The organism is Streptomyces sp. NPDC093252 (genome assembly GCF_040683675.1).
In the GTDB taxonomy this organism is placed as follows: Bacteria; Actinomycetota; Actinomycetes; order Streptomycetales; family Streptomycetaceae; genus Streptomyces.
Window position 1 is genome coordinate 13,260 of the sequence record NZ_JBFBEM010000004.1, and the last position, 13,087, is coordinate 26,346.

Below are 13,087 nucleotides of genomic sequence, written 5' to 3' on the forward strand. Positions count from 1 at the left end.
GCACCGCCACCGTCACAGCACCCGCACCGCCGCCGTCACGGCACGTGTGCGCCCGGCGTCGGCCCGGCATGGCAGAAAAGGCGGGAAGCCCGTCATTGCGGCCATGGCGGGACCTGCGAAGAATCACGGGCGTCGCGACACCCCGGAGATCCCTGAGACCCGCCCTGAGCGCCGGTCCACCCGAAATCCGGTGTCCGGCGCTCCAGGAACGCCGTGACCCCCTCGATCCGGTCGCCGCTGCCGCGTGCCTGGGCCTCCCAGTGCTCGTCGCGGTCCGTCCGGCCGTTCGCGAACTCCTTCGCCGCCGCCTGGGTCAGCAGGGAGCGGGCGGCCAGGATCCGGGTGAACTCGGCGACCCGCTTGCCGAGATCGCCCTCCGGCAGCACCTCGTCCACCAGCCCGGTGCGCAGCGCCCGCGCGCTGTCGATCAACTCGCCGGAGAAGAGCAGGTACTTGGCGGTCGCCGGGCCCACCAGCGCCACCAGCCGCCGGGTCGAGGAGGCCCGGTACACGATCCCCAGCTTCGCCGGAGTCACCCCGAACAGCGCGCCCTCCTCGGCGAACCGCAGATCGCAGGCCGCCGCGAGCTGTGCCCCGCCGCCCACGCAGTACCCGCGGATCGCCGCCAGTGTCGGTTTGGGGAACGCGGCGAGCGCCTCCTCCGCAGCCACCGCCAGCTCCCGCGCCTCGTCGGCCGCGTCCAGCAGCCCGGTGATGTCGGCCCCGGCGCAGAAGGTGCCGCCCTCCCCGGTCAGCACCAGCACCCGGACGCCGGGATCGGCGGCGAGCCGCTCCAGCAGCGGGGGCAGCGCCCGCCACATCGCCGCCGTCATGGCGTTGCGCCGGGCCGGATGGTGGATGACGACGGTGGCGACCGAGTCGGCGACGGTGTGCAGCAGCTTCGGCTCCATGCGCCGGATGCTATCCGGGGACGGGACGGGGACGGGGACGGGGAGCAGGGGACCGGATGCCGACCGTCGCGGGCGAACGTACGCTCGGGAAGGGGCCGTGTCATGGCCGGGCGGCCCCGCCGTCCACGGAGGGCCGACCGATGGCCGCAGCGGCGAGGGGTGCGGGGGCCGGGCCGGGGCGCGGTGCCGGGCGGCTCGGGATGCTGGGGGTGCCGCTGCTGGCCGCCGGGCTGGCCGGGCTCGGCTGCGCCGCGTTCTCCACCCTCACCTCCATGCTGCTGTTCGGCTGGCTGCTGCTGGCCGGCGGGCTGGCCGGGCTGCTGCACTCGGTGCAGGCGCGCGGCACCGGCTTCTTCTGGCCCGGGGTGACCGTCGCGGCGCTGAACCTGGCCGCCGGGGTGGTGCTCCTGCGCGATCCGGACGCCCCGGCCCGCGCGCTCACCCTCTTCGCCGCGCTGCTGTTCCTGTCCGCCGGGCTGTACCGGCTGGTGGGCGCCCTGGTGGTGCGCGGCCCGCTGTACGGCGTGACGCTGGTGCTGGGCGCCCTCGACCTGCTGCTCGGTGTCCTGGTGCTGGGCACCTGGCCGAGCGGCAGCCGCTACGCCGTCGGTACCTTCCTCTCGCTCGCCCTGCTCCTCGACGGCCTCGCCCTGATCACCTCCGGTTTCGGCGGCCCGCGGACCACCGGCGGGGTCCCGGGACACCTCCCCGGGCGCGGCCCCGGCGACAGCCCGGGGGACTGACCGCAGGGCGGCGGGCGGGGGACTGACCGGACGGCGCCGGGCCGGGGGCTCACCGGACGGCGGCGGAGCCGTACCCGTACAACCCGAAGAGTTCCCGAAGTCGGCACGAGGTGTCAGGAGCAGTCCCTGAGCCGACCGCGTCATACGCCAACGATCAGAAGCGTTCGATAGTCGCTGACTTCAGTTCAGCGCCGTGGGCCGGTGCGGTGGGTTCTCCACTCTCGACGTGTGGTGACAATCGAGTGCAAGGGTGGCGACCGGACGATGGACGACCTCGGGCCCGGCCCCGGTCCGCGCCCCGTGGGCGACGCGCACAGACCTCTGGAGGCCGGTGCCCCGCGGCAGGCGAGCGTCCCGCCGCCGCTGCCGTACGAGGGGGTCTGGCGGTTCACCGCGCCCGCGGTGGACGCCTCGGTGCCGCAGGCCCGGCACGCGGTGCGGGACCTGCTGCTGCGTCAGGGGGTGCCGGTCGCCGAGGACGTGGGCCACGGGCTGCTGCTGATCGTCTCGGAGCTGGTCACGAACGCGGTGCGGCACGCGGCGCTGCTGTCGCCGGTGCTGGCCGTGGAGGTGGCGGTGGGCGCGGAGTGGGTCCGGGTGTCCGTGGAGGACAACCATCCCTACCGGCCGACCGCGCTGGAGACCGACTACGGCCGTACCGGCGGCCGGGGGCTGCTGCTGGTGAGTGAGATCACCCGGGAGGCGGGCGGGGCCTGCGACGTGGAGCAGACGGCGGGCGGCGGCAAGGTGATCTGGGCGGCCCTGCCGCTCAAGCCCGCCTTCTGAGGTCCGCGGCTGCGCGCGCGAAAGCCCGCCGGAAACGTTCCGGCGGGCTTGCGTCCGGTCGGTGCGGCTGCTCCGTCACCAGCCCGTCGACGGGTCGGTGAGCTCCCGGATGGCGGGCCGCGCGGCGTCCAGCACGGTCATGAACCAGGACGAGAAGGGGTCCTCGGCGTGCCGCTCGGCCAGCTCCCCGGGCGTCACGAACGCGGTCTCCCCGACCTCCTCCGGGTCGGGCCGCAGCGGGGACTGGACCATGCCGACGAAGAGGTGGTTGTACTCCTGCTCCACCAGGCCCGACTTCGGGTCCGGGTGGTTGTAGCGGACCGTGCCCGCCTCGGCCAGCAGTGACGGCGACACCCCCAGCTCCTCGTGGGTGCGCCGGGCCGCCGCCGCGAAGGGTGCCTCACCGGGGTAGGGGTGGCCGCAGCAGGTGTTCGACCAGACACCGGGGGAGTGGTACTTGCCGAGTGCCCGCTGCTGGAGCAGCAGCCGTCCGCGGTCGTCGAACAGGAACACCGAGAACGCCCGGTGCAACTGTCCGGGCGGCTGGTGCGCGGCGAGCTTCTCCGCGGTGCCGATGGTCACACCGCTCTCGTCGACCAGTTCGAGCATGATCGCTTCCGCGGTGCCGTCCGACGCGCTGTGCGTCGCGGTGGCAGGTGTGATCGGCATACCCATCCTTCGCCTCGGTTCTCGCCCCAGTCTGCCGCACGAATCGGGCGGCGCCCGGCACTTCCCGGGCACACCCGGCATGTCCCCCGCCCGGCACGGGCGCCCTTCTCGGGCACGGAAGGTGATCGTGCCCGGCCCGCCGGGAGGGGAATCGCCCGAGGTGGGGGCGTGAACGACGGCGCAGGGGGCGCACTCCGGCGCCCGCGCCCCCAGCACCCGGGCGCCCCCCCGCGGCACCCGGGGACCCTCCACCCCTCCCGCCCCCTGCGCCCACTCAGCGCGCCCGCCCCGCGGGGCGGCTACGCCCTCAGTGGCACAGCCCCGCCTCGTGCTCCGCGTGCCCGCTGGGTTCGAGCTGGAAGGTGCAGTGCTCCACGTCGAAGTGGTCCCCGAGGCAGCCCTGTAGGTCGTGCAGCATCTTCTCGTTCCCCATGGCGCTCAGCACGTCCGGGCGCACCACCACATGCGCGGAGAGCACCGGCATGCCCGAGGTGATCGTCCAGGCGTGCAGATCGTGCACGTCCTGCACGCCCTCCAGGGCCAGGATGTGCGACCGCACCTCCGCCATGTCGACGCCCTTGGGGGCCGACTCCAGCAGCACGTCCAGCGTCTCGCGCAGCAGCCTGAGGGTGCGCGGCACGATCATCAGGCCGATCACCAGCGAGGCGACCGGGTCGGCGGCCTGCCAGCCGGTGGTGAGGATCAGCACCGCCGCGACGATCACCGCGACCGAGCCCAGCGCGTCCGCCAGCACCTCCAGGAAGGCGCCGCGGACGTTCAGGCTCTCCTTCTGGCCGCGCATCAGCAGCGACAGCGAGACGATGTTGGCGACCAGGCCGATCAGACCGAACACGATGGTCGTGCCGCCCGCCGTCTCCGCCGGGGTGATGAACCGCTGGATCGCCTCGAAGAGCACATAGCCGCCGACGCCGAGCAGCAGCAGACAGTTGGCCAGGGCGGCGAGGATCTCGGCGCGGGCCAGCCCGAAGGTGCGCCGCTCGCTGGCCGGGCGGTTCGCGAAATGGATCGCGAGCAGCGCCATGCCGAGCCCCACCGCGTCGGTCGCCATGTGCGCCGCGTCGGCGATCAGGGCGAGCGAGTCGGCCAGCATCCCGCCGACGATCTCCACGACCATGACGCTGACGGTGATGCCCAGCGCGATCCGCAGCCGCCCCCGGTACGCGGCAGCCGCCGTGCCGCTGCCCGCCGGCGGGCCGTGGGAATGCCCGTGATCGTGCCCAGCGCCCATGAAAAACCGCCTCCTGTGATCGGTCCGCGATCACAGTGAACTACGGGTGGGGGGTATCGGGCAACGCGGCACTGAACACCGTTGTCATCTGCTCTGACCTGCGGAAATGAACCGCAGGTCAGGCCGGGTGGGTGATCATCGCGGGTGCTGGAGCAGCCAGCCGCGCCACGCCGACTCCACCATCTCGCCGAGCCCGTGCCGGGCCGTCCAGCCCAGTTCCCTCGCGGCCAGCGCGGCCGAGGCGACCGCCCGGGGCGGGTCACCCGCGCGCGGGCCCTCCACCAGCGCCGGCCGGCGGTCGCCGGTCACCTCGCCGATCAGCGTCACCAGCTCCCGCACCGAGACGCCCTCGCCGCGCCCGATGTTCACGGTCAGATCGCCGCCCGCGCCGCCCGCCGACAGCCGCCGGGCCGCCGCGAGGTGCGCCTCGGCCAGATCGGCGACATGGATGTAGTCCCGTACGCAGGTGCCGTCCGGGGTCGGGTGGCGGTCGCCGAAGATGCGCGGGGCCTCGTCGCGGGTGAGGCGGTCGAAGACCATCGGGACGACGTTGAAGACCCCGGTGTCGGCCAGCTCGGGGGCGGCGGCGCCGGCCACGTTGAAGTACCGCAGGCACGCCGTGGCGATCCCGTGCGCCGATCCCGCCGCCCGGACCAGCCACTCACCGGCCAGCTTGGTCTCGCCGTACGGGTTCAGCGGGGCGCACGGGGTGTCCTCGGTGATCAGCTCCGCGTCCGGGGCGCCGTAGACGGCCGCGGAGGAGGAGAACAGGAACCGGTCCACCCCGGCGTCCGCCACCGCCTCCAGGAGCGTGGCGAGCCCGCCGACGTTGTCCCGGTAGTACTCCGTGGGCCGCTCCAGGGACTCCGGGACCCGCTTGCGGGCCGCCAGGTGCACCACCCCGCTCACCCCGTGCCCGGCGAGGATCCGCCGCAGCAGCGGCCCGTCCAGATACGACCCGTCGACCAGCGGCACCCCGGCCGGGAGCCGCCGCCGTATCCCCGACGACAGATCGTCCAGGACGACCACCCGTTCCCCGGCCCCGGTCATGGCACGCACCACATGGGCCCCGATGTAACCGGCACCGCCGGTGATCAGCCACGTCATGGTCGCCCACCCTAAGCCGGTCCCCAGGGAACCGATTACCGGCGGGTTGGCCCCTCAATGCCCCGTTCTGCCGTGCGATGGACCGCTCTGCCGTGCGATTTTGTACGGCGGCCCGCGCATCCCCCATGATGATCGACAGCACAGGCAGGGCAAACCGCGCCGTCCGGACCGTGAACGGCCGGTGAACGCGGTCTTCCGATCATCCGATAGCCTCTGCCGGATGCCGCCCGCCGGGCGCCCCCACAGGCGCCAAGAGGGCGCCCCCACCATGCACATGACCGGCGCGGACGCGTCGGCACCCAGGGAGTGAGTTCGGTTGCCGACCGCCATCCTCACCGGCCAGCCGGTCCCGGGATCGTCCATCGAGGCCGATCTGCGGTCGCTCGGCTTCGAGGTGCGCATCGCCTCCGGCACCGCCGACGCCGAGTCGCTGCTCGCCCGGGTCCCGGCCGCCGACCGGGTCGCCCTGGTCGACGCCCGCTTCGTCGGCCACCCGCACGCGCTGCGCCTCGGACTGACCGACCCGCGCTTCCCGCTCGCCGCCGTCCCCGGCGCCGTCACCGCCCAGGCCGCCGGACGCCAGGAACTGACCCGGGCGCTGGCCCGGGAGCGGTCCGCCGGGGGCACCGTCCTGCTCGACAGCCTCCCGGACCGGGTGGCCGCCGCCCTCACCGCCGACGGCACCGCCCCGCACCGCCCCGAGCTGGGCACCCTGGTCGCCGAGGTCCCCGCCGACCCCCAGGCCCGCCACGAGGCCCGCGGGGCCGTCGCCGCCGTCGACGACGAGGCCGTCCGGCTGAAGTCCGCGGTCAAGGCCCGGGACGGCTTCTTCACCACCTTCTTCATCAGCCCCTACTCCCGCTACCTCGCCCGCTGGTGCGCCCGGCGCGGACTGACCCCCAACCAGGTCACCACCGCCTCCCTGCTCACCGCGCTGATCGCGGCGGGCTGCGCGGCCACCGGCACCCGGGGCGGCTTCGTCGCCGCCGGTGTCCTGCTGATCGCGTCCTTCGTCCTGGACTGCACCGACGGCCAGCTCGCCCGCTACTCGCTCCAGTACTCCACCCTCGGCGCCTGGCTCGACGCCACCTTCGACCGGGCCAAGGAGTACGCCTACTACGCCGGACTCGCCCTCGGCGCGGCCCGCGGCGGCGACGACGTATGGGCGCTGGCGCTGGCCGCGATGGTCCTCCAGACCGGCCGCCATGTCGTGGACTTCTCCTTCAACGAGGCCAACCACGACGCCACCGCCAACACCAGCCCCACCGCCGCCCTCTCCGACCGCCTCGACAGCGTCGGCTGGACGGTCTGGCTGCGCCGGATGATCGTGCTGCCGATCGGCGAGCGCTGGGCCATGATCGCCGTGCTCACCGCCCTCACCACCCCCCGCGTCACCTTCTACGCGCTGCTCGTCGGCTGCGCCCTCGCCGCCGCCTACACCACCGCCGGGCGGGTCCTGCGCTCCCTCACCCGCAGGGCCCACCGCACCGACCGGGCCGCCCAGGCACTCGCCGACCTCGCCGACAACGGCCCCCTCGCCGGAGCCGTGGCACGGATCACGCCCCGGCGCCTCGGCGCCCCGCCGCTGATCGCCGCCGCCGGTACCGCCGTCCTCGCCGCCTCGCTCTTCTCCGGCGTCACCTGGGCCCCGGTCGCCGGCGCCCTGGTCTACGCGATCACCGCCGGTCAGGCCCTCGCCCGGCCGCTGAAGGGCGCCCTGGACTGGCTGGTCCCGCCGCTGTTCCGGGTCGCCGAGTACGGCACCGTCCTGGTCCTCGCCGCCCACGCGGAGGTGAACGGAGCCCTACCGGCAGCTTTCGGGCTGGTGGCGGCCGTCGCCTACCATCACTACGACACGGTCTACCGCATCCGCGGGAACGCCGGGGCGCCACCGGCCTGGCTGGTGCGGGCCGCAGGGGGACAGGAAGGGCGCGTGCTGCTCGTCGCCGTGCTGGCCGCGCTGCTCACCGGGGAGGCGTTCGCCCTCGCGCTCACCGCGCTCGCGGTGGCCCTGGCCCTGCTGGTGGTCGCCGAGAGCGTCCGTTTCTGGGTGGCCTCGCACCGGGCCGGAGCGCCCGCCGTACACGACGAAGGAGAACCCGCATGATCGGCCTCGTGCTGGCGGCCGGCGCCGGCCGGCGTCTGCGCCCCTACACCGACACCCTGCCCAAGGCGCTGGTGCCGGTCGGGCCCGAGGGCGTCGAGGGCGAGCCGACCGTGCTGGACCTCACCCTCGGCAACTTCGCCGAGATCGGCCTCACCGAGGCCGCCGTCATCGTCGGCTACCGCAAGGAGGCCGTGTACGCCCGCAGGGAGGCCCTGGAGCGGACGTACGGGCTCAAGCTCACCCTGATCGACAACGACCGGGCCGAGGACTGGAACAACGCCTACTCCCTGTGGTGCGGGCGGGACGCGCTCAAGGACGGGGTGATCCTCGCCAACGGCGACACCGTCCACCCGGTCTCCGTCGAGCGGACCCTGCTGGCCGCGCGCGGCGACGGCAAGAAGATCATCCTGGCCCTGGACACCGTGAAGTCCCTCGCCGACGAGGAGATGAAGGTCGTCGTCGGCCCGGACGGGGGCATGACCCGGATCACCAAGCTGATGGACCCGGCCGAGGCGACCGGCGAGTACATAGGCGTGACCCTCATCGAGGGCGACGCCGCCCCCGAACTCGGCGACGCGCTGCGCACGGTCTGGGAGACCGACCCCCAGCAGTTCTACGAGCACGGCTACCAGGAACTGGTGCACCGCGGCTTCCGCATCGACGTGGCGCCCATCGGCGACGTCGACTGGGTCGAGATCGACAACCACGACGATCTGGCCCGGGGACGGGAGATCGCGTGCCGGTACTGACCAGGCTCATCCCCTCCCCGGTCGTCGTCGACATCCGCCCCGGCGCCCTGGACGACCTCGGTGCCGTCCTCGCCGACGAGCGGATATCCCACTCCGGCAAGCTGGCCGTCGCCGTCAGCGGCGGCTCCGGCGCCCGGCTGCGCGCGCGGGTCGCGCCCTCGCTGCCCGGCGCCACCTGGTTCGAGGTCGGCGGCGGCACCCTCGACGACGCCGTGCGCCTCGCCGCCGAGATGCGCGCCGGGCACTTCGACGCCCTCGTCGGCCTCGGCGGCGGCCGGATCATCGACTGCGCCAAGTTCGCCGCCGCCCGGGTGGGGCTGCCCCTGGTCGCCGTGCCGACCAACCTCGCCCACGACGGACTCTGCTCGCCCGTCGCCACCCTCGACAACGACGCCGGACGCGGCTCCTACGGTGTGCCCAACCCGATCGCGGTCCTCATCGACCTCGATGTGATCCGCGAGGCCCCGGTCCGCTTCGTCCGGGCCGGGATCGGCGACGCCGTCTCCAACATCTCCGCCATCCGGGACTGGGAGCTGGCCCACCGGGTCAAGGGCGAGAAGATCGACGGCCTCGCCGCCGCCATGGCCCGCCAGGCCGGTGAGGCCGTGCTGCGCCACCCCGGCGGCGTCGGCGACCAGGACTTCCTCCAGGTGCTCGCCGAGGCCCTGGTGCTCAGCGGGATCGCCATGTCCGTCTCCGGCGACTCCCGGCCCTCCTCCGGCGCCTGCCACGAGATCAACCACGCCTTCGACCTGCTCCACCCCAGGCGCGCCGCCGCCCATGGCGAGCAGTGCGGACTCGGCGCGGCCTTCGCGATGTATCTGCGCGGCGCCCACGACGAGGCCGTCTTCATGGCCGGGGTGCTGCGCCGCCACGGACTGCCGGTGCTGCCGGGGGAGATCGGCTTCACGGAGGAGGAATTCGTCCGGGTCGTGGAGTTCGCCCCGCGGACCCGCCCCGGCCGCTACACGATCCTCGAACACCTCGACCTGAACACCCACCAGATCAAGGACATCTACGCCGACTATGTCAAGGCCATCGGTAGCTGAACTCAGGCCCGTCGTCCACCCCGCCGGGGTCAAGGACCGGCGCAGCGGTGAGCACTGGGCGGGACGCCTCTACATGCGCGAGGTGTCCCTGCGCGTCGACCGCTACCTGGTGAACACCCGGGTCACGCCCAACCAGCTCACGTACCTGATGACCCTGTGCGGGGTGCTCGCGCTCCCGGCCCTGCTGGTGCCCGGCATCACCGGCGCGGTGCTCGGCGTGGTCATGGTCCAGCTCTATCTGCTGCTGGACTGCGTCGACGGCGAGATAGCCCGCTGGAAGAAGCAGTACTCGCTGGGCGGTGTCTATCTGGACCGGGTCGGCGCCTACCTCACCGACGCGGCCGTCCTGGTCGGCCTCGGACTGCGCGCCGCCGATGTCTGGGGCGAGGGCCGGATCGACTGGCTGTGGGCGTTCCTGGGCACCCTCGCCGCCCTCGGCGCCATCCTGATCAAGGCCGAGACCGACCTCGTGGGCGTCGCCCGGCACCAGGGCGGGCTGCCCCCGGTGCAGGAGTCCGCGGCCGAGCCCCGCTCCTCCGGCATGGCGCTCGCCCGCAGGGCCGCCGCCGCCCTGAAGTTCCACCGGCTGATCCTCGGCATCGAGGCGACCCTGCTGATCCTGCTCCTCGCGGTCCTCGACGCGAGCCGCGGCGATCTCTTCTTCACCCGCCTGGGCGTCGCCGTCCTCGCCGGGATCGCGCTGCTCCAGACGCTGCTGCACCTGGTGTCCATCCTGGTGTCGAGCAGGCTCCGGTGAGCGCCTCCGGCGGCGCGGACCGCGCCGACACCACACCCGGCGGCACACCCGGCACCGGTTCCGACACCGCACCGGGCACCGGGTCCGAGACCCCGGACGGCTCCGGCACCACCCCCCGGATACCCGCCCCCCGGGGCGAGTCCGGGGCCCGCCCCGACGCGGTCAGTGTCGTCGGCGCCGTCGTCATCACCATGGGCAACCGCCCCGACGAACTGCGCGCCCTGCTGGACTCGATAGCCAAGCAGGACGGCGACCGGGTCGAGGTGGTCGTGGTCGGCAACGGCTCACCCGTCCCCGACGTCCCCGCCGGGGTGCGCACCATCGAGCTGCCGGAGAACCTCGGCATACCCGGTGGCCGCAATGTCGGCATCGAGGCGTTCGGCCCCGGCGGCCGGGACGTCGACGTCCTGCTCTTCCTGGACGACGACGGACTGCTCGCCCACCACGACACCGCCGAGCTGTGCCGTGCCGCCTTCACCGGCGACCCGCGCCTGGGCATCATCAGCTTCCGCATCGCCGACCCCGACACCGGGCGCACCCAGCGCCGCCACGTCCCCCGGCTGCGCGCCTCCGACCCGATGCGCTCCTCCCGGGTCACCACCTTCCTCGGCGGCGCCAACGCGGTGCGCACCCAGGTCCTCGCCGAGGTCGGCGCGCTGCCCGACGCGTTCTTCTACGCCCATGAGGAGACCGATCTCGCCTGGCGGGCGCTGGACGCCGGCTGGATGATCGACTACCGCTCCGACATGGTGCTGTACCACCCGACGACGGCGCCCTCCCGGCACGCGGTCTACCACCGGATGGTGGCCCGCAACCGGGTCTGGCTGGCCCGCCGCAATCTGCCCGCGCCCCTGGTCCCCGTCTATCTCGGCGTCTGGCTGCTGCTCACCCTGGCCCGCCGGCCGTCCCGCTCGGCGCTGCGCGCCTGGTTCGGCGGCTTCCGCGAGGGCTGGACCAGCCCGTGCGGTCCGCGCCGCCCGATGAAGTGGCGTACGGTGTGGCGGCTGACCCGACTGGGCCGTCCCCCGGTGATCTGACAAGCTCGTCCCTGACGGGTTTCCGGGGCGATGGCCCGGGGGCCGCCGGACCGTGCCGTGCCCGTGGTGGGCCGCGCACATCGAAGACGAAAGTTTCCCCTTGTGAGTGAGACAACGCACGACGCCACGGTCGCGGTGAGCGCGCCCGTGTCGCCCGACGAGGCGATGAGCCCGGCGGAGCTGGCCGCGAAGTACGGCCTGGCCGTCAGCGGGGCCCGGCCCTCCCTCGTCGAGTACGTCCGCCGGCTCTGGGACCGCCGCCATTTCATCCTGGCGTTCTCCCGGGCCAAGCTCACCGCCCAGTACAGCCAGGCCAAGCTGGGCCAGTTGTGGCAGGTGGTCACCCCGCTGCTCAACGCGGCCGTGTACTTCTTCATCTTCGGTGTGATCCTCCAGGCCGACCGCGGGATGAGCCGGGATGTCTACATCCCGTTCCTGGTCACCGGCGTGTTCGTGTTCACCTTCACGCAGAGTTCGGTGATGGCGGGCGTGCGGGCCATCTCCGGGAACCTGGGGCTGGTGCGGGCGCTGCACTTCCCGCGGGCCTCGCTGCCGGTGTCGTTCTCGCTCCAGCAGCTCCAGCAACTGCTGTTCTCGATGATCGTGCTGGTCGCGGTGACCGTCGCCTTCGGCAGCCTGCCGTCGATGTCCTGGCTGCTGATCGTGCCCGCGCTGGCGCTCCAGTTCCTGTTCAACACCGGGCTCGCCCTGATCATGGCGCGGGCCGGGTCGGCCACCCCGGACCTGGCCCAGCTCATGCCGTTCGTGATGCGCACCTGGATGTACGCGTCCGGTGTGATGTACTCGATCCCGATCATGCTGGCCGACCACCCGGGCTGGATCTCGACGGTCCTCCAGTGCAACCCGGCCGCGGTCTACATGGACCTCGTCCGCTTCGCGATGATCGACGGCTACGGCTCGGAGAACCTGCCCGACCATGTCTGGGCCATCGCGGGCGGCTGGGCGGCCCTCTTCGCCGTCGGCGGGTTCGTGTACTTCTGGAAGGCGGAGGAGAAGTACGGCCGTGGCTGAGCAGTTCACCGGGGCACGGATCCCCACCGTCATCGCGGACGATCTGCACATCGTCTACCGGGTCAACGGCGCCAAGACCGGCAAGGGCAGCGCCACCGCCGCACTCAGCCGGATACTCAAGCGCGGCGGCGAGCAGCGCGGGGTGCGCAAGGTGCACGCCGTGCGGGGCGTGTCCTTCACCTCCTACCGGGGCGAGGCCGTCGGACTCATCGGCTCCAACGGCTCCGGCAAGTCCACCCTGCTGCGGGCCATCGCCGGGCTGCTCCCGGCCGAGAGCGGCAAGGTCTACACCGATGGGCAGCCCTCGCTGCTCGGGGTGAACGCGGCTCTGATGAACGATCTGACCGGCGAGCGCAATGTCATCCTCGGCGGTCTCGCGATGGGGATGACCCGTGAGCAGATCAGAGAGCGTTACCAGGGAATCGTGGACTTCTCCGGTATCAATGAGAAGGGCGATTTCATCACCCTGCCCATGCGGACATATTCCTCGGGCATGGCGGCGCGGCTGCGTTTCTCCATCGCCGCCGCCAAGGACCATGATGTGCTGATGATCGACGAGGCGCTCGCGACCGGCGACCGGAAGTTCCAGAAGCGCTCCGAGGAACGCATCCGGGAACTCCGCAAGGAAGCCGGCACGGTCTTTCTGGTCAGTCACAACAACAAGTCGATCCGGGACACCTGCGACCGCGTCCTGTGGCTGGAGCGCGGCGAACTGCGCATGGACGGCCCCACCGACGAGGTCCTCAAGGAGTACGAGAAATTCACCGGCCGGTAGCCGGTTCGGCACGGGGCCCCGCCGGAACCCTTCCGGCGGGGCCCCGCGTTTGCAAAGCGGACGTCAACTCTGTCCGGCCCGAGGAATCTTGGCGCCAATCGGTGTGTTGTTGTGAT

13 protein-coding genes are annotated in these 13,087 nt (G+C 72.8%); 9 read left to right on the forward strand and 4 right to left on the reverse strand.

The window, feature by feature from the left end; all coding sequences use genetic code 11:
- Nucleotides 1-92: 92 nt before the first annotated feature.
- A complete protein-coding gene (locus AB0O01_RS08925; RefSeq protein ID WP_365311813.1) occupies nucleotides 93-911 on the reverse strand; it encodes an enoyl-CoA hydratase/isomerase family protein in 819 nt (272 codons plus the stop codon).
- Between the two features lie 140 nt (nucleotides 912-1,051).
- Between AB0O01_RS08925 and AB0O01_RS08930 the strand changes: the two genes are divergently transcribed.
- Together AB0O01_RS08930 and AB0O01_RS08935 are read left to right on the forward strand one after the other, a co-directional pair.
- A complete protein-coding gene (locus AB0O01_RS08930; protein WP_365311814.1) occupies nucleotides 1,052-1,654 on the forward strand; it encodes a DUF308 domain-containing protein in 603 nt (200 codons plus the stop codon).
- A gap of 264 nt (nucleotides 1,655-1,918) precedes the next feature.
- Nucleotides 1,919-2,440, forward strand: a complete 522-nt coding sequence (locus tag AB0O01_RS08935; RefSeq protein WP_365312406.1) for an ATP-binding protein — start codon at nucleotides 1,919-1,921, stop codon at nucleotides 2,438-2,440.
- 75 nt (nucleotides 2,441-2,515) lie between these two features.
- Here the strand turns inward: AB0O01_RS08935 and idi are convergent, their stop codons facing one another.
- The 3 genes from idi to galE form a co-directional block, all read right to left on the reverse strand.
- Nucleotides 2,516-3,109 carry an isopentenyl-diphosphate Delta-isomerase gene (gene idi, locus AB0O01_RS08940; RefSeq protein WP_365311815.1) on the reverse strand — a complete coding sequence of 198 codons (594 nt, stop codon included), beginning with the start codon at nucleotides 3,107-3,109 and terminating at the stop codon, nucleotides 2,516-2,518.
- 307 nt (nucleotides 3,110-3,416) lie between these two features.
- A complete protein-coding gene (locus AB0O01_RS08945) occupies nucleotides 3,417-4,358 on the reverse strand; it encodes a cation diffusion facilitator family transporter (RefSeq protein ID WP_365311816.1) in 942 nt (313 codons plus the stop codon).
- A gap of 135 nt (nucleotides 4,359-4,493) precedes the next feature.
- The gene (gene galE / locus AB0O01_RS08950) at nucleotides 4,494-5,465 is read right to left on the reverse strand and encodes a UDP-glucose 4-epimerase GalE (protein ID WP_365311817.1); all 972 of its coding nucleotides are present in this window, start codon (nucleotides 5,463-5,465) and stop codon (nucleotides 4,494-4,496) included.
- 316 nt (nucleotides 5,466-5,781) lie between these two features.
- Between galE and AB0O01_RS08955 the strand changes: the two genes are divergently transcribed.
- The 7 genes from AB0O01_RS08955 to AB0O01_RS08985 all read left to right on the forward strand — a co-directional run bounded on the left by AB0O01_RS08955 (nucleotide 5,782) and on the right by AB0O01_RS08985 (nucleotide 12,971).
- A complete protein-coding gene (locus tag AB0O01_RS08955) occupies nucleotides 5,782-7,572 on the forward strand; it encodes a DUF5941 domain-containing protein (RefSeq protein ID WP_365311818.1) in 1,791 nt (596 codons plus the stop codon).
- Nucleotides 7,569-8,321, forward strand: coding sequence for a phosphocholine cytidylyltransferase family protein (locus AB0O01_RS08960; protein WP_365311819.1), 753 nt, complete (start codon nucleotides 7,569-7,571; stop codon nucleotides 8,319-8,321). The genes AB0O01_RS08955 and AB0O01_RS08960 overlap by 4 nt, the downstream gene beginning before the upstream one ends.
- Nucleotides 8,309-9,370 (forward strand): iron-containing alcohol dehydrogenase family protein, encoded by a 1,062-nt coding sequence (locus tag AB0O01_RS08965; protein ID WP_365311820.1) that lies wholly within the window; start codon nucleotides 8,309-8,311, stop codon nucleotides 9,368-9,370. The genes AB0O01_RS08960 and AB0O01_RS08965 overlap by 13 nt, the downstream gene beginning before the upstream one ends.
- On the forward strand, nucleotides 9,348-10,127 hold the full coding sequence (locus AB0O01_RS08970) for a CDP-alcohol phosphatidyltransferase family protein (protein WP_365311821.1): 780 nt from the start codon (nucleotides 9,348-9,350) through the stop codon (nucleotides 10,125-10,127). The genes AB0O01_RS08965 and AB0O01_RS08970 overlap by 23 nt, the downstream gene beginning before the upstream one ends.
- A gap of 119 nt (nucleotides 10,128-10,246) precedes the next feature.
- Nucleotides 10,247-11,164, forward strand: a complete 918-nt coding sequence (locus tag AB0O01_RS08975) for a glycosyltransferase (protein WP_365312408.1) — start codon at nucleotides 10,247-10,249, stop codon at nucleotides 11,162-11,164.
- Between the two features lie 102 nt (nucleotides 11,165-11,266).
- Complete coding sequence (locus AB0O01_RS08980) at nucleotides 11,267-12,196, forward strand: ABC transporter permease (protein ID WP_365311822.1); 930 nt, start codon at nucleotides 11,267-11,269, stop codon at nucleotides 12,194-12,196.
- Nucleotides 12,189-12,971, forward strand: a complete 783-nt coding sequence (locus tag AB0O01_RS08985; RefSeq protein WP_365311823.1) for an ABC transporter ATP-binding protein — start codon at nucleotides 12,189-12,191, stop codon at nucleotides 12,969-12,971. Before AB0O01_RS08980 ends, AB0O01_RS08985 begins: the two co-directional genes overlap by 8 nt.
- Nucleotides 12,972-13,087: the final 116 nt, after the last annotated feature.